Raw genomic sequence first — 20011 nt, forward strand, 5'->3', positions numbered from 1 at the left:
AGGAGTGAACCTACAGGCGGCCGGCCAGCTCCTCGGCGATCTCGTACGTGTTCAGCGCCGCGCCCTTGCGCAGGTTGTCCCCGCACACGAAGAAGTCCAGCGTGTTCGGGAAGTCCAGCGCCTGCCGCACCCGGCCCACGTAGGTCGGGTCGCCGCCGACGACGTCCGCGGGCGTCGGGAACTCCTTGGCCGCCGGGTCGTCCACCAGCACGATGGACGGCTGCGCCGCGAAGATCTTGTGCGCCTGCTCGACGGTCACCTCGCGGGCGAACGTCGCGTGCACGGCCAGCGAGTGGGTCGTCACGACGGGCACGCGCACGCAGGTCGCCGACACCTTCAGCTCCGGGATGCCCAGGATCTTGCGGGACTCGTTGCGGACCTTCAGCTCCTCGCTGGTCCACCCCTCGTCCTTCAGCGACCCGGCCCACGGCACCACGTTGAACGCCAGCGGCGCGGGGAACGGCGAGTCCGACACCGGCAGGCCGGCGGCCTCCAGCGTCTCGCGGACGTCGCCCGCGCGGACGCCGACCTCCTTGCCCGCCAGCGCCGCGGTCTCGGCGTAGAGGCGGTCGATCGCCGCCTGGCCGCCACCCGACGCCGCCTGGTAGGACGCCACGACCAGCTCGCGCAGCTCGAACTCCCGGTGCAGGGCGCCCAGCGCGGCCATCATCGACAACGTCGTGCAGTTCGGGTTCGCGATGATCCCCTTGGGGCGCTCGCCGATCTTGTCGGCGTTCACCTCGGGCACCACCAGCGGCACCTCGGGGTCCATCCGGAACGCGCCCGAGTTGTCCACCGCGACCGCGCCCTTGGCCGCGGCGACCGGCGCCCACTCGGCCGACACCTCGTCCGGCACGTCGAACATCGCGATGTCGACGCCGTCGAACGCCTCCGGCGACAGCGCGACGACGGTCAGCTCCTCACCGCGCACGGTGATCTTCTTGCCCGCCGAGCGCGGTGACGCGATCAGCCGGATCTCACCCCACGGCACGGACTCGCGGCCGTTGATGATGTCGATCATGACGGTGCCGACGGCACCGGTGGCACCCACCAGGGCCAGCACAGGACCGGTGCTCATCGTCCACTCCCCGCGTACACCACGGCTTCTTCGTCGCCGCCGAGCTCGAACGCGTCGTGCAGCGCGCGCACGGCGTCGTCGAGCTGCGTGTCGCGGCAGATGACCGAGATCCGGATCTCCGAGGTGGAGATGATCTCGATGTTGACGCCGGCCGCGGCCAGCGCCTCGCAGAACTGGGCGGTCACGCCGGGGTGCGAGCGCATGCCCGCGCCGACCAGCGACACCTTGCCCACGTGCTCGTCGTAGAGCACCTGGTCGAAGCCGATCTCCTCGCGCGCCTTCTCCAACGCGGCGACCGCGCGCGGCCCGTCGTCCTTCGGCAGGGTGAACGTCACGTCGGTGCGGCCGGACACGGCCTGCGAGACGTTCTGCACGACCATGTCGATGTCGAGCTCCGCCTCGGCCACGACGCGGAAGATGCGCGCCGCCATGCCGGGCAGGTCGGGCACCGCGGTCACGGTCACCTTGGCCTCGGACCGGTCGTGCGCGACGCCGGTGATCATCGCCTGTTCCACGGGAAGGTCCTCCACTGACCCGGACACGATGGTCCCGGGCTTGTTGCTGAACGAAGATCGGACGTGCACCGGGACGCCGTAGCGGCGGGCGTACTCGACGCAGCGCAGCATGAGCACCTTGGCCCCGCTCGCCGCCATCTCGAGCATCTCCTCGTAGGTGATGGTCTCCAGCCGCTTGGCGTTCGGCACGATGCGCGGGTCGGCGGTGAACACGCCGTCGACATCGGTGTAGATCTCGCAGACGTCGGCCTTCAGCGCGGCCGCCAACGCCACCGCGGTGGTGTCGGTGCCGCCGCGGCCGAGCGTGGTGATCTCCTTGCTGTCCTGGCTGACGCCCTGGAAGCCCGCGACGATCGCGATCGCGCCCTCGGCCAGGGCGTCCTGGATGCGGCTGGGCGTCACGTCGATGATGCGCGCCTTGCCGTGCACGGACGTGGTGATCACGCCGGCCTGCGAGCCGGTGTAGGACCGCGCCTCGGCGCCCAGCGAGCTGATCGCCATCGCCAGCAACGACATGGAGATGCGCTCACCGGACGTGAGCAGCATGTCCATCTCGCGGGCGGGCGGCACCGGGGACACCTGGCGGGCGAGGTCGAGCAGCTCGTCGGTCGTGTCGCCCATCGCCGAGACGGCGACGACGACCTCGTTGCCCGCTTTGCGGGTCGCGACGATGCGCTCGGCCACCCGTTTGATCCGCTCGGCGCTCCCGACCGAGGAACCGCCGTACTTCTGGACGACGAGCGCCACAGACCCACTCCTCCCAGGTGCTTCAAGCCCAGCTCATCGGGGAGACTACCTGGCCCAAGGAGTGGACAGCGGTCGCCGTGACGCCCACTACTCTCGACCCCGTGTCGACCCTGGAGGCCGTTCGCGTGGACCCCGAGGACGCGCCCGGCGCGCGTGAGCGGCTGGCGGGCTTGGCCAGACACCGGGTCGTCGTCGTGCTGGCGCCCGGACTGCTCTACCTGGCCGTCCGCGAGCTCGGGCTGCTCGTGCTGCAGCTGATGGCGGCGCGCTGGGACAAGGACGTCACGCGGGCGCTCACGTCGTGGGACGGGCAGTGGTTCCTGGGCATCGCCGAGGGCGGCTACGCCGACGTGCCCCGGTCGCTGGTGGACGCGTTCGGGCGGCGCACGGCGGAGACGCCGCTGGCGTTCTTCCCCGGCTACCCGACGCTCGTGCGGTGGGCCGACGGGCTGCCCGGCGTGCCCGCCGTCGGTGCCGCGTTCGCGGTGAGCCTGGTCAGCGGCGTGTTCTGCGCGTACGGGCTGGCGCGGCTCGGGTCGCGGGTGTTCGGCGGGTCGGGGCGGGCCGGGCTGGTGCTGGTGGTGCTGTTCGCCGCGTCGCCGATGGCCGTGGTGCTGTCGATGACGTACTCCGAGGCGACGTTCTGCGCGCTGGCCGCCTGGTCGCTGGTCGGCGTGGTGGAACGGCGCTGGATCCTGGCCGGGGTGTGCTGCGCGGCGGCCGGGCTGGTGCGGCCGACGGCGGCGGCGCTGGTCCTGGCGGTGTGCGCGGCGGCGGCCGTGGCGATCTGGCAGCGGCGGGACGACTGGCGGCCGTGGGTGGGGGCGCTGGTCGCGCCGCTCGGCCTGCTCGGCTACCTCGCGTACGTGGCGCTGCGCACCGGCCGGTGGGACGGCTGGTTCGCGGTGCAGCAGCACGGCTGGGACTCGCGGTTCGACGGCGGGGCGGCGACCTGGAAGTTCGCGCTGCTCATCCTCGGCGAGCCGAGGTCGGTGCTGGAGCTGGCCACGGTGTGGCTGCTGGTGGTGGCGCTGGCGCTGGTCGTGCTGAGCTTCCGGCGCGGGTTGGAGTGGCCGCTGATCGTCTACGGCGTCGGCGTGCTCGCCATGGACCTCGGGTCGAACGGGCTGATGAACTCCAAGGCGCGGCTGCTGCTGCCCGCGTTCACGCTGCTCGTGCCGGTGGCGCTGGCGCTGGCCCGGCGGCGGACCGGCACGGTGGTGGGCGTGCTGGTGGGCGTCTCGGTGTTCAGCGCGTGGTTCGGCGCGTACGCCATCACGGCTTGGCAGTACGCGATCTGATGACAGTATGAGGGTGATGGACGGCCACGACCCGATCATGCGGCGCTGGAGCCCGCGGTCGTTCGACGGCACGGCGGAGGTGTCGCCGGACACCGTGCGCGTGCTCCTCGAAGCGGCCCGGTGGGCGGCCTCGCACGGCAACACGCAACCCGCCCGGTTCCTCGTCGGCTACCGCGGCGATGACACGTTCGAGCGCATCTTCGCCGCGCTCCGACCGGGGAACCGGACGTGGGCGGGTCGGGCGTCGGTGCTGCTCGTGGCCGCGGCCGCCGAGGTCGACGAGCGCGGGCCGATGCCGAACACCGAGTTCGGGCTGGGTCTCGCGGTGCAGAACCTGGTGCTGCGGGCCGTGGAGCTGGACCTGGTCACGCACCAGATCGGCGGGTTCTCCCCGGACGTGATCCGGGAGTCGTTCGGGATGCCCGACCACGTGCGGCCGGTCGTGGTGATCGCGGTCGGCGTGCTCGGTGACGCCGCGGAACTGCCGGACGACCTGCGAAGGCGGGAACAGCGGGCGCGGGTGCGCAAGCCGTTGGGTGAAACCGCCTTCGCAGGTCGTTGGGGTGAACCCGCGTTTCCCGACTCGTGAGCTAGCGGGCGACCAGACGGGCCAGCACACCCGTCACGACGAGCCAGAAGACCGCCGCGAGCCCGTAGTTCAAGATCACGTCGACGCTCCCGTTGCCCGTCTGGAACAAACCCGGGAAGAACAGCGCCAACGGCTCGGCGAGCTGCTGGATGAAGCGGAAGAACGCGTTGGCCGTGTTCACCCCGATGAGGAGCATCAGGATGTACAGCACCTCGATGGCCGCGAACACGGCACCGACACCGCGGATCACTCGGGCAGCGGTGTAGCTCCCGCTGCGCGTTGAGGTTCGCCATCTGGACATGTCAAGAAGATGCCCGCCCCACGATCGAGTGAAACTCGTGTGGGTGAAGTTCCACCATCTGGGCGCTCGGTTCCACCTCGGCGCGGAATGCGGTTAACCTGTCCGGCGTGGCACGTGCCCTCCTGCTTCGCCGCCGTGACGGGGTCTGATCAGACCGGCCCCCCGTCGCGGGATCGAGCGTTGCCGCCGGTCGTCTCCCACCACCGGCATCAGCAGGAGCTGTTCAAAGATGAGCCCGAGTCACGACGCGTACGTCTCCGGCACCAGTCGCATCCGGCCCCCGGCCCGTCCCGTGCCCGGCCAGCCCGCGTGGAACCCGCAGCGCGGCACCTCGATGCCGGTGCACCGCTACCGGCCGTTCCACGAACAGGTGGAGACCGTCGACGTACCCGACCGCACGTGGCCGACCAAGCGGATCACCAAGGCGCCCCTGTGGTGCGCGGTCGACCTGCGCGACGGCAACCAGGCCCTGATCGACCCCATGTCGCCCGCGCGCAAGCGCAAGATGTTCGACCTGCTGGTGCGCATGGGCTACAAGGAGATCGAGGTCGGCTTCCCCGCCGCCTCGCAGACCGACTTCGACTTCGTCCGCGAGATCATCGAGGACGGCGCGATCCCGCCCGACGTGACCATCCAGGTGCTGACCCAGTGCCGGCCCGAGCTGATCACCCGCACGTTCGAGGCGCTGCGCGGCGCGACCAAGGCCATCGTGCACTTCTACAACTCGACGTCCATCCTGCAGCGCCGGGTCGTGTTCAAGTCCGACCGCGAGGGCATCAAGAAGATCGCCACCGACGCCGCCGCGTTCGCGCTGGAGCAGGAGAAGCACTACCCGGAGACCGAGTTCCGCTACGAGTACTCCCCCGAGTCCTACACCGGGACCGAGCTGTCGTACGCGCTGGAGGTCTGCGACGCGGTCTCGGCGATCATCCAGCCGACGCCGGACAAGCCGCTGATCATCAACCTGCCGGCCACCGTGGAGATGGCCACGCCGAACGTCTACGCCGACTCGATCGAGTGGATGTCGCGCAACCTGGCCCGGCGGGAGTCGATCATCCTGTCGCTGCACCCGCACAACGACCGCGGCACCGGCGTGGCCGCGGCCGAGCTGGGCTACCTGGCGGGCGCGGACCGGATCGAGGGCTGCCTGTTCGGCAACGGCGAGCGCACCGGCAACGTGTGCCTGGTGACGCTGGGCATGAACATGTTCAGCCAGGGCGTCGACCCGCAGATCGACTTCTCCGACATCGACGAGATCCGCCGCACGGTCGAGTACTGCAACCAGCTGCCCGTGCCCGAACGGCACCCGTACGGCGGCGACCTGGTGTTCACCGCGTTCTCCGGCTCCCACCAGGACGCGATCAAGAAGGGCTTCGAGGCCCTGGAGGACGCCGCCAAGGCCGCCGGGCAGCACGTGGACGAGTTCCAGTGGGACGTCCCGTACCTGCCGATCGACCCGAAGGACGTCGGCCGCAACTACGAGGCCGTGATCCGGGTGAACTCGCAGTCCGGCAAGGGCGGCGTGGCGTACCTGATGAAGACCGAGCACCACCTGGACCTGCCGCGCCGGTTGCAGGTGGAGTTCTCCAGGGTCATCCAGGAGGTCACCGACACCAGGGGCGGCGAGATCGGCCCCAAGGACATGTGGGACGCGTTCTCCGAGGAGTACCTGGACGGCACCGCGCCGCTGAAGCTGCTGCGGCAGAAGGTGTCCGGCGACGGCAGCGGCCACGAGACGATCAAGGCCGTGGTCGTGGTGGACGGCGAGACGCAGGAGGTCACCGGCACCGGCAACGGCCCGATCGCCGCGTTCGTCGACGCCCTGGCCACCGTCGGCTACGACGTGCGGGTGCTGGACTACTTCGAGCACGCGATGTCCTCGGGCGACGACGCCCGCGCCGCCGCCTACCTGGAGTGCGCCGTCTCCGACCGCGTGCTGTGGGGCGTCGGCATCGACAGCTCCACGGTGGCCGCGTCGCTGCGCGCCCTGGTCTCGGCCATCAACCGCGCCAACAGGTAGTGGGGCGGTGGTCGCCCCGCCGTTCCACGACGGCGGGGCGACCACGCGCCGGGATCAGTAGCCGTGATTGGTGCCGAAAGCGCCGTTGTACATGACGCCCTCGTCCGACCAGCCCCAGTCGTTCCCCCACCCGCAGATGTCCAAGCCGTCCTTGTCGATGCACAGGATCATGCGGGAGGAAGAATTCTTGTCGCTGTCGTGGTGGACGTAGCTGAACGACGGGCTGCTGTAAGAGCCCCGGTAAGGGACCCACTTGTCGCCCGGGTATTCGGAGATCCACACGGTCGGCCGCCAGCCGGGCCACTGGCTCACGGCCGTGCCCTGGTAGACGTTGTTCCCGTTGCACGTCCCGGACAGGGGTTTTTCCGCAGCGACCTCCACCTTCTTGCCGTTCTGGTCGATGACCAGGTTGCTGCGGACGACGGTGGACCCCGCGCAGCGGGCGGCGGCGGTGCCGGGCACCGCCACCGAGAAGCCGACGAAGGCCACCGTCGTGAAAAACCCCAGAATGGTCGCGAACACGCGTGGACGGCTCGTTCTCACAATTACCTCCGAAAGGTCTGCGATCAGCCGGGCGCACCACTCGCCGAGGTAACCGGAATTCCTTCCCCGAATACGCCGACAATGCGACGCTACCGCCGGATCGAATACCGAGCCAGTCACACGGAGGGGTGAAGGGACGACTCGTTCAGCGCAGACCGGCGAAGAACTCGCGCACGTCCGCGACCAGCAGGTCGGGCTGTTCCAGGGCGAGGAAGTGGCCGCCGCGGTCCAGCTCGGTCCAGTGGACGACGTCGTGGTCGCGCTCGGCCCACCGCCGGATCGTCACGTCGTGCGCCGACACCAGCACACCGGTCGGCACGGTCGTCCGGGCCTGCTCGCCCCACCCCTTGGCGCTGATCTCCTCGTAGTAGACCTGCGCCGCCGACGCGGCCGTGCCCGTCAGCCAGTACAGCGTCACGTCGGTGAGGATGCGGTCCCGGTCGACGCTGTCCTCGGGCAGGCCGTCCACCGGGTCGGTGAGCTCCTTGAACTTCTCCACGATCCACGCCAGCTGCCCCACCGGCGAGTCGTGCAACCCGTAGGCCACGGTCTGCGGCCGTTTCGCGTTGCACTGCAGGTAGCCGTCGTTCAAGTCCTGCATCGCCGCCCACCGCCGCTGCTCCACCTCGGTGAGCCCTTCGACCTCGCCGTCCGGGAACGCCAGCAGGGCGTTCAGGTGGACGCCCACCACCCGGTCGGGTGCCTGCCTGCCCAGCTCCGGCGCCACCCACGCGCCGGTGTCGTAGCCCTGCACGCCGTACCGGTCGTAGCCCAGCGCGTCCATCAACCCGACCAGCACGCCCGCCATCCGCGCCGCCCCCATGCCCGGCCCGGCGAGCGGCGTGGAGAACCCGAAGCCCGGCAGGGACGGCACGACCAGGTGGAACGCGCGGGCCGGGTCGCCGCCGTGCGCGCGCGGGTCGGACAGGGGGCCGATGACGTCGAGGAAGTCCGTGACGCCACCCGGCCAGCCGTGCAGCAGCACGAGCGGAAGGGCGTCGGGCTCGGGTGAGCGGACGTGCAGGAAGTGCACGTTCTGGCCGTCGACGGTGGCGGTGAACTGCGGGTGCGCGTTGAGCTCGGCCTCGTGCGCCCGCCAGTCGTAGGTCGTGCGCCAGTGCTCGGCGAGGTCCTTCAGGTAGGCCACCGGCACGCCCCGGCTCCAGCCGACGCCGGGCAGCTCGGCCGGCCAGCGGGTGCCGGCCAGGCGGGCGTTCAGGTCGTCGAGCTGCGCCTGCGGCACGTCGATGCGGAACGGGCGGATGTCTGTCATGGCGGCGACGCTAGGGAGACGTGCGGACAGGTCCGGTCCTAACGGTCGGGCAGGCTGCACGGCATGGTGGACACGTCCGCGCGGCTGCTCCGACTGCTGTCGCTGTTGCAGGCCCGGCACGACCGGTCCGGGGCCGAGCTGGCCGAACGCTTGGGCGTCACGACCCGCACGGTCCGCCGTGACGTCGAACGGCTGCGCGGCCTGGGCTACCCGGTGCACTCGGCCCGGGGCACGGCCGGCTACCGGCTCGGCGCGGGAGCCGCGCTGCCGCCGTTGCTGCTGGAGGACGACGAGGCCGTGGCCGTGGCGGTGGGGCTGCGCACGGCGGCGGGCGGGTCGGTGGCCGGGATCGAGGAGACGTCGCTGCGGGCCCTGGCCAAGCTGGAGCAGGTGCTGCCCGCCCGGCTGCGGCACCGGGTCGGCACGCTGCACTCGGCCACCGTCCGCGTCGGCGAGGGCGGGCCGCGCGTGGACGCCGACGTGCTCGTGGCCATCGCCGACGCCTGCCGCCGGCACGAGTCGCTGCGGTTCGACTACACCAGCCCGCGCGGCGGCACGACGACCCGGTCCGCGCAGCCGCACCGGCTGGTCAGCTTCACCCGCCACTGGTACCTGGTCGCCTGGGACACCGACCGCGACGACTGGCGCAGCTTCCGCGTCGACCGGCTGGTGCTGCGGACCCCGAACGGCCCCCGCTTCGCGCCCCGCGACCCACCCGACGGCGACGTGGCCGCCTACCTGGAACAACGGCTCTCGTCCCACGCCTGGCCGGTGCGGGCGACCGTGGCGCTGCACGCCTCGGCGCCCGCCGTGGCCGACCGGCTGTGGCCGGGCACGGGCGTCGTCGAACCGGTGGACGAGGGGAGCTGCCTGCTGCACGTCGGCGCCGACACCGCCCGCGACCTGGCGTGGATGATCACGTCGGTGGACGTCGACTTCACCGTGGTCGACGGGCCGCAGGGGTTGGTGGACGCCCTGCGCGCCTACGGTGACCGGTGCCTGCGCGCGGTCAGGAGGTCCTAGCGAGGAACGCGGCCCAGCGGTGGGTGGGGAAGGTCAGCACCGGGCCGTCGGCGTTCTTGGAGTCCCGCACCCCGGTCACGGTGTCGGTGACGGCCACCTCGACGCAACTGCCGTTCTCCATCGAGTAGCTGGACTTGACCCAGCGGACCGAGGTGGTCAAGGCGACCTCCAGTTGCTACAGCGCCCGGATCAGGGAAACGGACTCCTGCCGGTCCAAGGCGACATCGCGAAGGGTATTCGCAGTCATGCTATAGGCCCTGACCTTCGCCGAGTCGTGGAGATAGACGGCGTCCTCCTGGAGCTCCACGTACACCGTCTCGTCGAACTCCTCGAACCCGAACAAGGTGAACTCACCGGTCAGACCGGGGTGCATGCCGACCTCGGCCCTGATCACCTGAATGTCCACAGTGGGCAGCTCGGCCGCCGCCAGCAGGTGCTCCGCCTGCCGCCTCAGCACGTCCTTGCCCCCGATCGGGCGGCGCAGCGCCGTCTCCTCGATCACGAAGTGCAGCCTCAGCGGGCTCTGGTCGTCGACGAGCCGCCGTTGCCGCTCCAGGCGGAACGCCACCATCCGGTCCATGTCCACCGGTCGCACCCGACGTGCCGAACTCGCCACCGCGGTGGCGTACTCCTCGGTCTGCAGCAGGGCGTGCACGAAGAGGGGCGAGTACACGAACGCCGAGTGGGCCATGCCTTCCAGGCCGGCGAAGAGCCGCAGCCAGTTCGGGATGACACCGGACCAGGGAGCCCACCAGCTCCCCGGGTCCTCCTCCCGGGCCAACGCCGCGATCCGCTCGACGCGGTCCGGGTCGGCGCCGTAGAAGGCGAGCAGCTTCGCGACCTCGTCGGGCGGCTGTCCGTACCGCCCGGACTCCATGTTGCTGATCTTGCTCTCGGAGACGCCGAGGTGCGCGGCGCTGTGCTCCAACGTCTTCCGCACCGCCTTGCGGTGGTTGCGGAGGGTCGCGCCGAGGAGCCACTTGAGTGCGACGGTGTCGCGTCGGGACATGACCGCCATCCTGCCGTGGCCCGGTGTACCCGATCAGGCGACTATCGGTCCAAAGTCTTTTTGCCTAGCTTTGGCCTTCGATGACGACGAGCGGGGAGGCGGCCGGGTGCCACCGACGTTGCGAGGCCGGTTGGTGGGCCAGGAGGTCCGGGCGATGCGGGAGTTGGCCGGGCTCACCGTGGCCGAGTTGGCGGCCCGGTCCCGCGGGGGCGTGCGGCAGATCGAGCGCGTCGAAGCCGGTCACGTGCCCATCCGGTTCCCCGACATGGTGGCGTGCGCGCCAGTCCTCGGGGACCGGTACCAACGGTTGTTCCAGGCCTCGCAGGAGGCGCACCTGGCCGAACTGCGGTGCACGTGGGGTGTGGAGGCGACGCGGGTCCTCGACCTCCTGCACGCGACGGCCACCGGGGTTCACACCGTCGCGCACGGCACGCGGCCGTTCACGTTGTTCCTGATGCCGGAAGGCCCCGACATCGTCTTCCACGCGCACCTGACCGCGGCGTTCTTCACCGAGGACGACGGCGAGACCAGTGCTGCACGTCACATCGTGGACGCCCTGCCGGCGGATTCGTAGGCCGGAGGTGACGGAGCTCTTCCGCGACCCGGTGGTGGCGACGCTGATCTCGTTCGGCGTGGCCTCGGTGACCAGCGTGCCGGTCGGGATGGCCGTCAAGGCCGCTCAGCGCGGGGTCGTGGACGCCGCCGTGCCCGCCTGAGCCAGGCGCGCCCGCACGGCGACGCGGGCCCGTTCGTAGGCGTGCGGGTCGTCGTGCAGGACCGACTGGGCGTTGGCCATCTCCAGGAACGCGATCAGCTCGAAGGCCACCTGGTCCGGGTCGGCGATCCCCGGGACGGCGGCGGCCGTCTCGCGCACGTAGGCGTTCCACTCGCGCCCGTACCCGGCGATCGCGTCACGCACCCGTCCCGGCCGGGCGTCGAACTCGGCCTGCACGGCGTAGAAGAAGCACCCGCCGGGGAACGTGCGGCCCTCCGAGTACGCCAGCCACCGGTCCAGCAGCGCCGCCAGCCGGGCCGCGCCCGGAGCCTCCGCCACCGGCTCCACGACCTCGCGCGCGAAGATCGCCGCCGCCGCGCGCACGGTCGCCAGTTGCAGCTCCTCCTTCGACCCGAAGTGCGCGAACACGCCGCTCTTGCTGACCTCCAGCTCGGTGGCCAGCCGCCCGATCGACAAGCCCTCCAGGCCCTCGACCGAGGCGATCTCGGCCGCGCGCCGCAGGATCTGCCGGCGCGTCTGCTCGCCGCGCTCCACCCGTCCGTCGACCTTCACGGTCTCCACGCTAGCCCCCTTGACCGCTCGCAAACTAATTGTACGATCGTTCGTACAACTTGAGGGGCGGAACACCATGGATCTCCTGGACCTGAACCGGTCGTCGCTCGACCTGAACCTGAAGCTCATGGCCGACCTGGACGAGGCGCACCTCGACCTGCCCACGCCGTGCGCCGGCTGGACCGTCTACGAACTGCTGCGCCACCAGGTCGAGTCCACGCTGGCGTTCACCGCGTCGATCCGGCACGAGGACGTCGAAGCACCCGCGAGCGACGACCTGACCGTCGCCTACCGGGTCGCGACCGACGCGGCCACCGAGGCGTTCCGCGAGGACGGCGCGCTGGAGCGCGAGGCCGAGTTCCCCGGTTACGGCCTGCGCCGGGGCCGCGAGCTGGTGGTCGGGCACTTCGTGGACAACCTGGTGCACCTCTGGGACCTGTGCCGCGCGCTCGGCGTCGACAGCACCCTCGACCCGGAGCTGGCCACCGCCGCCTACCGGATGGCGCGGCACTTCCCGAACACGCCCGACGTCCGCGGTCCGGGCAAGGCGTTCGCCCTCCCGGTCGACGTGCCGGAGGACGCGCCGATCACCGACCGCCTGGTGGGCCTGCTCGGCCGCTCGCCGCGCTGGCCCGCGTGACCACCGGGTCGGGGGCGCCGCCACAGGGGGAGGCGCCCCCGACCCGCTACCCCGGTACTGGCTCCCCGGTGTGACGACCCGCGCCCCGCGCGCACCTAGCGTCACCCGCATGAAGACGCTCACCCGTTGGGGCATCCACCCGCGGCCCGGAGTCGCGCGTGCCCTCGTCGCCGCCGTGCCCGCGCTGCTCGCCCTCTACCTGGTGGCACGCGGCTGGCTGTACCCGCTGTGGCCGGACACCGTCGGCGCCGTCGGCCACCCGTTCACCGCCGACCCCGGCCTCGGCGGCGCGTGGGGCGGGCCGACGCTCGCCGGCGCGTGGGCCGTGCACGCCCTGATCGCGCTCGGCCTCCAGGCCGCCTGCTTCGCCGTCGTCCGCGCGCTCTACCGGCCCCGTCAGCACCGACCCCGTCAGCCCGGCCCGGGGCGCACGTCACCCGCCGGGACCACGACACCACCGTCGTCCACGAACCGCAACCGAACCGGCCGCCCGTCGGCCGCCCGGTAGACGACCGTGGACGTCGTCCGCGGCAGGTGCTCGTCACCCCACTGCTGCAACGCGCACAGCACCACGTTGAACTGCCGGCCCGCCTCGGTGAGGCAGTAGCCGTCACGCGGCCGCTGCCCGGGCTCCCGGTAGGTCCGCCGGGTCATCAACCCGCTGTCGACCAGCTTCGCGAGCCGCGCGGCGAGCACGTCGGACGCGATGCCCAGGCGCGCGCGGAACTCCGAGAAGCGGTAGGCGCCGGCCAGCGCCTCCCGCAGCACGAGGAACGTCCAGCGCTCGCCGACGAGGTCCACCGCCTTGATCAGGGAGCAGGTCGCCTCGTCGGGGTCCGTCACCCGTTCAGTATGGCTCGGTTGTGCATTCCAAGCCAGCAGGGCTAGGTTGGCAAAGCCAACTCACCCCTGGGAGAAGACTCCGATGAAGATCGCCAACTCGGTCGCCCTGGTCACCGGGTCCAACCGCGGCCTCGGCCGGCACTTCGCGCGGCAGTTGCTGGAGCGGGGCGCGGCGAAGGTCTACGCGACCGCGCGTGACGCGACCTCGGTCGACCTGCCGGGCGTCGAGGCGCTGCCACTGGACATCACCGACCCGGCCTCCGTCGCCACGGCGGCCTCCGCCGCCGGCGACGTCACGCTGCTGGTCAACAACGCGGGCATCATCACCGGGGAGAACCTGGTCACCGGCGACCCGGCCGCGATCCGGCGGGAGATGGACACGCACTTCTACGGCACGCTGGAGGTGATCCGCGCCTTCGCGCCCGTCCTCGCGGCCAACGGCGGCGGCGCGATCCTGAACGTGCTGTCCTCGATGTCCTGGGTGTCCTACGACCGCGCGACCGCGTACAGCGCCGCCAAGGCCGCCCAGTGGAGCCTCACCAACGGCGTCCGGGTCGAGCTCGCGGGCCAGGGCACGCTGGTCACCGGCCTGCTCCTGGGCCCGACCGACACCGACATGACCGCGGGCGTCGACGTGCCGAAGAACGACCCGGCCGACGTCGTGCGCGCCGCCCTGGACGGCGTCGAGGCCGACCTCGTCGAGGTGCTGGCCGACCAGGGCGTGGTCGCCCTGAAGGCCGCGCTGTCCGCCGACCCGCGCACCCTCTACCCGCAGGTGGTCTGACGGAACGGGTCCGGGGGACGCACGGCGGCGTCCCCCGGACCCGGCACTACGGGTTGAGCACCTCGGTCATCGAGGCCGGGCCGACCAGCGGCATGTCGGGCGAGATGCCACTCTCCTCGACCAGCTCGGCCTCCACCGCGTGCGGCCGGATCTTCCCGGCCCGGATGTCCTCCGCCCAGTGGCACGCCACCTTGTGCCCCGGCAGCACCTCGCGCAGCGCGGGCCGCTCGGTGTCGCAGCGGGTCGCCTGCTTCCACGGGCAGCGGGTGTGGAACCGGCAGCCCTGCGGCGGGTTGGCCGGCGACGGCAGGTCACCGGTGAGCAGGATCCGCTCGCGCCGGTCCTCCACCGCCGGGTCCGGCACGGGGATCGCCGACAGCAGCGCCTTGGTGTACGGGTGCAGCGGCTCGGCGTAGAGGTCGTCCGAGCTCGCCTCCTCCACCAGGCCGCCCAGGTACATCACGCCGACCCGGTCGGAGATGTGCCGCACCACGGCCAGGTCGTGCGCGATCACCAGGTAGGTGAGCCCGAACTCGGCCTGCAGGTCCTCCAGCAGGTTGACGACCTGCGCCTGCACCGACACGTCCAGCGCGGACACCGGCTCGTCGGCGATGATCAGGTCCGGCTCGACCGCCAGCGCCCGCGCGATGCCGATGCGCTGCCGCTGGCCGCCGGAGAACTCGTGCGGGTACTTGCGCAGCGACGTGGACGGCAGCCCGACCGCCGACAGCAGCTCGCGCAGGCGCTTGCCCGTCGCCTCGCGCCCCTTGTCCAGGCCGTGCGCCCGCAGGCCCTCCACCAGCAGCGACTCCACCGACTGCCGCGGGTCCAGGGACGACATGGGGTCCTGGAACACCATCTGCATCCGGCGGCGCATCCGCCGCAGCTCCTCGCCCTTCAGGCCGACCAGGTCCGTGCCGTCGAACAGCACCCGGCCGCCCGTCGGCTCGACCAGCCGCAGCATGCCGCGGCCCAGCGTCGACTTGCCGCACCCGGACTCGCCGACCAGGCCGTAGGTCTCGCCGCGGTTGATCCGCAGGTCGACGCCGTCGACGGCGTACACGTGGCCGACCGTGCGGTCGACCAGCAGTCCCCGCTTGATCGGAAAGTGGATCTTCAGGTCCTCGACCGACACCAGCGCGTCGCCCACGGGGGCGTCGGTGGCTGCCGGTTCGACGGCGGCGGTCATGCGGACACCTCCTGGGCGGCGGGCGTACCCGGCAGCACCGGGTTGTGGCAGCGCAGCGACCGCACGTCCTCGGCCTCCAGCGCGGGCGTGACCTCGCGGCACACCGGCAGCGCGTTGGGGCAGCGGGGTGCGAACGCGCACCCGTGGTCCCACGGGATGTTGTCGGCGACCGAGCCCTTGATGGGCACCAGCTTCTCGCCGCGCGCGCCGTCCAGTCGCGGGATCGACGCCAGCAGGCCGTGCGTGTACGGGTGCCGCGGCTCGGTGAACAGCGGGTACCGCGCCGCCTTCTCCACCACCCGGCCGCCGTAGAGCACGTTGACCTCGTCGCACAGCCCGGCCACGACGCCCAGGTCGTGCGTGATCATGATCAGCGCCGTGCCCGTGTCCTGCACCAGCTCCTTGAGCAGCGCCAGGATCTGCGCCTGGATCGTCACGTCCAGCGCGGTGGTCGGCTCGTCGGCGATGAGCAGCCGCGGCCGGCACGCCAGCGCGATCGCGATCAGCGCGCGCTGCCGCATCCCGCCGGAGAGCTGGTGCGGGTACTCGCTCAACCGGCGCTGCGGGTCCGGGATGCCGACCCGGCCCAGCAGCTCGGCCGCCTCCACCATCGCGGTCTTGCGGGCCATGCCGCGGTGCCGTTCCAGCACCTCCGTGACCTGCAGCCCGATCGGGATCACCGGGTTGAGCGACGACAGCGGGTCCTGGAACACCATGCCCAGGTCGCGGCCACGCCGGTTGCGCATCTCCTTGTCGCTCAGGGTCAGCAGGTCGGTGCCCTCGAACCGGACCTCGCCGGTGACCTTGTTGCCGCGCGACGGCAGCAAACCCATGATCGCCAGCGACGTCACGGACTTGCCGCAGCCCGACTCGCCCACCAGGCCCACCGTCTGCCCGGGGTCGACGTCGAAGGAGACGCCGTCCACGGCGGTGAAGGGCTCGGTGCCCCTGCGCTGGAAGACCACCCGCAGGTCACGCACTTCGAGCAACGCCATGGCGGTTCACCTCCGGTTCTTCGGGTCGAGCGCCTCGCGCAACGACTCGCCGAGCAGGGTGAAGCCCAGCGCGACGATGATGATGGCGATGGCCGGGTAGAACGCCAGCTCCGGCTTGACGTCGATGTAGCGCTGCGAGTTGCCGAGCATCAGGCCCCACTCGGCCCGCGACGGGTCCGGGTCGCCCAGGCCGAGGAACGACAGCGACGCGGCCTCGATGATCGCGGTCGCCAGCGTCAGCGTCGCCTGCACGATGACCGGGCCCAGCGAGTTCGGCAGCATGTGCCGGAACACGACCGTCCGCCGCCGCACGCCCAGCGCCGTCGCCGCGAGCACGTGGTCGCTGTGCCGCTGCGCGAGCATCGCGCCGCGCAGCAGCCGGGCGAAGATCGGCACCGTGGTCACCGCGACCGCGATGATCACCGTGGTCTGGCTGCCCCGGCTGGCCAGCGCGGCGATCGAGATCGCCAGCAGCAGGCTCGGGATCGACAGCATGATGTCGGTGAACCGCATCAGCCAGCTGTCCACCCAGCCGCCGAACGCGCCCGCCAGGCCGCCGATGATCATGCCCAGGACCAGGCCGATCAACGTCGCGCCGACGCCCACGATCAACGACTGCTGCGCGCCGACCAGCAGCCGGCTGAAGAAGTCGCGGCCCAGCTCGTCACCGCCGAGCAGGAACCCCGGCTGCGCGCCGGGGATGAAGTCCGGCCGCAGGTCCTCCAGCAGCTCCGGGTACCGCTGGTACGGGTCCTTCGGCGCGATGAACGGCGCCACGACCGCCAGCGCCAGGAACACCAGCACGATGAACGCGCCCAGCAGCGCGACCGGGCTGCGCAGCATCCGCCGCAGGGCGTCCGCCGCGAGGCTCGTGCCCGCCGACTCGGCCAGCGCGTCGACCCGCGCCTGCTTGCGCTTGAGGAGACTGGTCATGATGCCCGCACCCTCGGGTCGATGATCGCGTAGGAGATGTCGACCAGCAGGTTCACGAGGACGTAGACCACGGCCGCGAGCAGCAGCAACGCCTGCAACCGCGGGTAGTCCCGGCGCTCGATCCCCTGGGCCAGCAGCGACCCCAGCCCGCCCCACACGAACACCCGCTCGGTGAGCACCGCGCCGCCCAGCAGCAGGCCGGTCTGCAGGCCGATCGTCGTGGACACCGGCAGCATCGCGTTGCGCAGCACGTGCCGGCGCCGGATCAGCGTCGCCTGCAGGCCCTTGGCGTTCGCCGTGCGGACGAAGTCCTCGTTCAGCACGTCGAGCACCGAGGCGCGGGTGATGCGCACGATCACCGCGAGCGGGATGGTGCCCAGCGCGATGGCGGGCAGCACCAGGTGCCACAGCGCGTCGGCCGCGGCGTCCCACTCCTGGGTGAGCAGGCCGTCCAGCACGGCGAAGTTCGTCACGTGCGTCGGGTCGATCGTGACGTCCTGCCGGCCCGACGGCGGGAACAGCGCCAGGTCCTGCGCGAAGAGCTGCTTGAGCAGGATGCCGAGGAAGAACACCGGCACGGCCACGCCGACCAGCGTGCCGATGACGGTGGAGTTGTCCAGGAACCGGCCCCGGTTGCTGGCCGCCAGGTAGCCGAGCGGGATGCCCAGCACCACGGCGAACAGCAGCGCGGCCAGCGACAGCTCGATGGTGGCGGGCAGCGCGCGGCTGATCTCGGCCACCACCGGCTCGCCGCTGATCAGCGAGCTGCCGAAGTCGCCGCTGAGGATGCGGCCCAGGAACTTGAAGTACTGGATGTAGATCGGCTGGTCGAGACCGAGGACCTTGTTGAGCGCCTCGATCTTCTCCGGGGTCGCCTTGTCGCCGAGCAGGGCACCCGAGGGTCCCCCGGGCAGCGACCGCAACCAGACGAAGACCAGCAGCGACAGGATCAGCAGTGTGGGGATCGCCTGCAGCAGGCGTCGGACTATGAATCGCAGCATGATGGAAACCCTCTGGACAGCACGGGTGGTGACGTCCGGGTCACGGACGCCACCACCCGCCTACCGTTCGGTTCAGCCCTTGCTCACCGTGTCGAAGCGCTCGTCGGTCAGCGGGCTCGGGACGAGGCCCGTGATCTTGCTGCTGACCACGATCGCCGGCGGCGAGTGGGACACCGGGATCGCGGGCAGGTACTTGCTCATGATGTCGCGGTTCACCTGCTTGTAGGCGTCCGCGTGCTTGTCCTGGTCGACCACCGCGTCGGCCGCGGCGATCGCGTCGAACATGCCCTGGTCGGCGAAGCCGAACTCCTTCTTCTCGCGACCGAAGAACGTGCCGACGAAGTTGCCGGCGTCGTTGTAGTCACCGGTCCAGCCGAGCAGGTGCAGGTCGTGCTTGCCGAGCTTCTGCACGTCGTCCTTGTAGCCGCCGTTCCACGGGCGGGACACGATCTGGGCGTTGATGCCCGCGGCCTTCAGGTCGTCCGCGATCACGGCCGCGATCTCGGACGGGTTCGGCATGTACGGCCGGCTGACCTCGGTGGGCACGTAGAAGTTCAGCGTCAGGTCCGACACGCCCGCCTGCGTCAGCAGCTCCTTGGCCTTGGCCACGTCGTGCGGGTACTGCTGCACGTCGTCGGCGTAGCCCGCGACCGTCTTCGGCATGAACTGCGTCGCCACCTCGGCGCCCAGCGGCAGCTTGGTCTTCACCAGCTGGTCGCGGTTGACCGCGTGGGCGATGGCCTGGCGGACCCGCAGGTCCTTCAGCGCCGGGTTGTTCGCGCCGTTGATGCCCAGGTACAGGATGTTGAACGCGGGCCGCGGCGTGACGTTGAAGCCGTCGGACTTCAGCGAGTTGTAGTCGGCCGGGCTCGGGAAGTCGTAGCCGTCGATCGTGCCGGCCTTGAGCTCCTGCTTGCGCGCGTTCTCGTCCGGAATGATCTTGAAGATCAGCTTGTCGAGCTTGGCCTTCTCGCCCCAGTAGTCGTCGTTGCGGACCAGGGTGATGGTCTTGTTGGCCTTGTCGAACTTCTCCAGCTTGAACGCGCCGGTCCCGGTCGGGTGCTCGGTGGCGTAAGCCGGGTAGGTGAACGAGTCGCCGGACTGCGCGACGTTGTCCGCGTCGTACTTCGTCAGCGCCTCGGGGCTGGAGATGGACAGCGCGGTCAAACCGAACGCGGCCGGGAAGGCGCCCTTGTACTTGTTCAGGTTCAGGACCGCGGTGTGCTCGTCCTTGGCCTCGCAGGACTTGTAGACCGGGTCACCGGCCGCGTCGCCCTCGTTCTTGGCGAAGCCCTCGAAGACGTCGCCGTAGTAGATCATCTGGCTCTGGGCGGCGGCGCCCTTCATGTTGAACCAGCGGTCGAAGTTGAAGCACACGGCCTCGGCGTTGAACGGCGTGCCGTCGTGGAACTTGACGTTCTTGCGCAGGTCGAACGTCCAGGACGTGCCGTCTTCGCTGGGCGTCCACTTCTCCGCGAGACCCGGAGCGAGGTCGGCGGTGCCACGCTTGTAGGTGACCAGCGTGTCGAACATCTGGCGGATGGGGCGGAAGCTCTCGCCGTCGTCGTTGAAGATCGGGTCGAAGTTCTTGGGCTCGCCCGCGGCGCCGAAGACCATCGTGCCGCCGACCTTGCCGGACCCCGAGTCGTCCGTGCGCTCGGATTGGGCACAGGCCGACAGTGCCAGTGCCGCGACGCCGGTCAGGCCGATCGCGGCCAACCATCGGCGCCGGGCCGTTCGAAATTGAAGCATTTGACACACCCCTAGGGAAATCCGGGATCTCACGGTGTGGTCACGGACCCTAACCGGTCACCAACACCCTTCCGACTCGGCCCAGGTCACGATCCGGCCACGTGAATCAGCATTAACACACGGGCGGCACAGCTCCGCTGACCCAACGTGACCACGGACGATCGGGCAAACGTCCTCCTACGCTGTA

General features: G+C 70.9%; 23 protein-coding genes. 9 read left to right on the plus strand and 14 right to left on the minus strand.

What is annotated here, in order from left to right:
- Positions 1-10: 10 nt before the first annotated feature.
- Together FHX81_RS20065 and FHX81_RS20070 are read right to left on the minus strand one after the other, a co-directional pair.
- Positions 11-1078: an aspartate-semialdehyde dehydrogenase gene (locus FHX81_RS20065; RefSeq protein ID WP_141979623.1), complete on the minus strand. Its 1068-nt coding sequence runs from the start codon at positions 1076-1078 to the stop codon at positions 11-13.
- Positions 1075-2340, minus strand: a complete 1266-nt coding sequence (locus FHX81_RS20070; protein ID WP_141979624.1) for an aspartate kinase — start codon at positions 2338-2340, stop codon at positions 1075-1077. The genes FHX81_RS20065 and FHX81_RS20070 overlap by 4 nt, the downstream gene beginning before the upstream one ends.
- Positions 2341-2441: 101 nt before the next feature.
- Between FHX81_RS20070 and FHX81_RS20075 the strand changes: the two genes are divergently transcribed.
- Positions 2442-3641 carry a hypothetical protein gene (locus FHX81_RS20075; protein WP_246107895.1) on the plus strand — a complete coding sequence of 400 codons (1200 nt, stop codon included), beginning with the start codon at positions 2442-2444 and terminating at the stop codon, positions 3639-3641.
- Between the two features lie 7 nt (positions 3642-3648).
- Positions 3649-4230 (plus strand): nitroreductase family protein, encoded by a 582-nt coding sequence (locus FHX81_RS20080; RefSeq protein WP_246107896.1) that lies wholly within the window; start codon positions 3649-3651, stop codon positions 4228-4230.
- 1 nt (position 4231) lies between these two features.
- Here FHX81_RS20080 and FHX81_RS20085 read toward each other — a convergent pair whose 3' ends face one another.
- The gene (locus FHX81_RS20085; RefSeq protein ID WP_141979626.1) at positions 4232-4531 is read right to left on the minus strand and encodes a hypothetical protein; all 300 of its coding nucleotides are present in this window, start codon (positions 4529-4531) and stop codon (positions 4232-4234) included.
- Positions 4532-4760: 229 nt separating this feature from the next.
- Here FHX81_RS20085 and leuA point away from each other — a divergent pair, with 229 nt between their 5' ends.
- Complete coding sequence (gene leuA / locus FHX81_RS20090) at positions 4761-6551, plus strand: 2-isopropylmalate synthase (RefSeq protein WP_141979627.1); 1791 nt, start codon at positions 4761-4763, stop codon at positions 6549-6551.
- 54 nt (positions 6552-6605) lie between these two features.
- Here leuA and FHX81_RS20095 read toward each other — a convergent pair whose 3' ends face one another.
- Positions 6606-7073, minus strand: a complete 468-nt coding sequence (locus tag FHX81_RS20095; RefSeq protein ID WP_141979628.1) for a hypothetical protein — start codon at positions 7071-7073, stop codon at positions 6606-6608.
- 166 nt (positions 7074-7239) lie between these two features.
- Positions 7240-8367 (minus strand): epoxide hydrolase family protein, encoded by a 1128-nt coding sequence (locus FHX81_RS20100; RefSeq protein WP_141979629.1) that lies wholly within the window; start codon positions 8365-8367, stop codon positions 7240-7242.
- Between the two features lie 63 nt (positions 8368-8430).
- Here FHX81_RS20100 and FHX81_RS20105 point away from each other — a divergent pair, with 63 nt between their 5' ends.
- Positions 8431-9390, plus strand: coding sequence for a helix-turn-helix transcriptional regulator (locus FHX81_RS20105; RefSeq protein ID WP_170232099.1), 960 nt, complete (start codon positions 8431-8433; stop codon positions 9388-9390).
- Here the strand turns inward: FHX81_RS20105 and FHX81_RS20110 are convergent.
- Both FHX81_RS20110 and FHX81_RS20115 read right to left on the minus strand, forming a co-directional pair.
- Positions 9377-9550, minus strand: coding sequence for a DUF397 domain-containing protein (locus FHX81_RS20110; protein ID WP_211363520.1), 174 nt, complete (start codon positions 9548-9550; stop codon positions 9377-9379). The two genes, FHX81_RS20105 and FHX81_RS20110, sit on opposite strands and share 14 nt — an antisense overlap.
- 15 nt (positions 9551-9565) lie before the next feature.
- Complete coding sequence (locus FHX81_RS20115) at positions 9566-10399, minus strand: helix-turn-helix domain-containing protein (RefSeq protein ID WP_170232100.1); 834 nt, start codon at positions 10397-10399, stop codon at positions 9566-9568.
- A gap of 106 nt (positions 10400-10505) precedes the next feature.
- On the opposite strand from FHX81_RS20115, the gene FHX81_RS20120 reads away from it, so the two are divergent.
- Together FHX81_RS20120 and FHX81_RS42630 are read left to right on the plus strand one after the other, a co-directional pair.
- Positions 10506-10973, plus strand: a complete 468-nt coding sequence (locus FHX81_RS20120) for a helix-turn-helix domain-containing protein (protein WP_170232101.1) — start codon at positions 10506-10508, stop codon at positions 10971-10973.
- A 7-nt stretch (positions 10974-10980) separates the two neighbouring features.
- The gene (locus tag FHX81_RS42630; protein WP_281291741.1) at positions 10981-11115 is read left to right on the plus strand and encodes a hypothetical protein; all 135 of its coding nucleotides are present in this window, start codon (positions 10981-10983) and stop codon (positions 11113-11115) included.
- Here FHX81_RS42630 and FHX81_RS20125 read toward each other — a convergent pair.
- Positions 11079-11687, minus strand: coding sequence for a TetR/AcrR family transcriptional regulator (locus FHX81_RS20125; RefSeq protein WP_211363521.1), 609 nt, complete (start codon positions 11685-11687; stop codon positions 11079-11081). The two genes, FHX81_RS42630 and FHX81_RS20125, sit on opposite strands and share 37 nt — an antisense overlap.
- A 76-nt stretch (positions 11688-11763) precedes the next feature.
- Here FHX81_RS20125 and FHX81_RS20130 point away from each other — a divergent pair, with 76 nt between their 5' ends.
- A complete protein-coding gene (locus FHX81_RS20130; RefSeq protein WP_141979634.1) occupies positions 11764-12327 on the plus strand; it encodes a TIGR03086 family metal-binding protein in 564 nt (187 codons plus the stop codon).
- 109 nt (positions 12328-12436) lie between these two features.
- Positions 12437-12835, plus strand: a complete 399-nt coding sequence (locus tag FHX81_RS20135; protein ID WP_141979635.1) for a hypothetical protein — start codon at positions 12437-12439, stop codon at positions 12833-12835.
- Here FHX81_RS20135 and FHX81_RS20140 read toward each other — a convergent pair.
- Positions 12739-13170: a winged helix-turn-helix transcriptional regulator gene (locus FHX81_RS20140; RefSeq protein ID WP_141979636.1), complete on the minus strand. Its 432-nt coding sequence runs from the start codon at positions 13168-13170 to the stop codon at positions 12739-12741. The two genes, FHX81_RS20135 and FHX81_RS20140, sit on opposite strands and share 97 nt — an antisense overlap.
- Positions 13171-13252: 82 nt before the next feature.
- On the opposite strand from FHX81_RS20140, the gene FHX81_RS20145 reads away from it, so the two are divergent.
- On the plus strand, positions 13253-13954 hold the full coding sequence (locus FHX81_RS20145) for an SDR family oxidoreductase (RefSeq protein ID WP_141979637.1): 702 nt from the start codon (positions 13253-13255) through the stop codon (positions 13952-13954).
- Positions 13955-14000: 46 nt separating this feature from the next.
- On the opposite strand, the gene FHX81_RS20150 is transcribed toward FHX81_RS20145, so the two are convergent.
- The 5 genes from FHX81_RS20150 to FHX81_RS20170 form a co-directional block, all read right to left on the minus strand.
- Positions 14001-15143 carry an ABC transporter ATP-binding protein gene (locus FHX81_RS20150; protein WP_141979638.1) on the minus strand — a complete coding sequence of 381 codons (1143 nt, stop codon included), beginning with the start codon at positions 15141-15143 and terminating at the stop codon, positions 14001-14003.
- Positions 15140-16138, minus strand: a complete 999-nt coding sequence (locus FHX81_RS20155; protein ID WP_141979639.1) for an ABC transporter ATP-binding protein — start codon at positions 16136-16138, stop codon at positions 15140-15142. The genes FHX81_RS20150 and FHX81_RS20155 overlap by 4 nt, the downstream gene beginning before the upstream one ends.
- A 6-nt stretch (positions 16139-16144) precedes the next feature.
- Positions 16145-17071, minus strand: a complete 927-nt coding sequence (locus tag FHX81_RS20160) for an ABC transporter permease (protein WP_141979640.1) — start codon at positions 17069-17071, stop codon at positions 16145-16147.
- Entirely contained in the window at positions 17068-18072 is a 1005-nt protein-coding gene (locus FHX81_RS20165) for an ABC transporter permease (RefSeq protein ID WP_141979641.1), read from the minus strand. The genes FHX81_RS20160 and FHX81_RS20165 overlap by 4 nt, the downstream gene beginning before the upstream one ends.
- A gap of 72 nt (positions 18073-18144) precedes the next feature.
- Positions 18145-19824 carry an ABC transporter substrate-binding protein gene (locus tag FHX81_RS20170; protein ID WP_141979642.1) on the minus strand — a complete coding sequence of 560 codons (1680 nt, stop codon included), beginning with the start codon at positions 19822-19824 and terminating at the stop codon, positions 18145-18147.
- Positions 19825-20011 lie beyond the last annotated feature (187 nt).

The sequence above is a fragment of the Saccharothrix saharensis genome (genome assembly GCF_006716745.1).
GTDB lineage: Bacteria > Actinomycetota > Actinomycetes > Mycobacteriales > Pseudonocardiaceae > Actinosynnema > Actinosynnema saharense.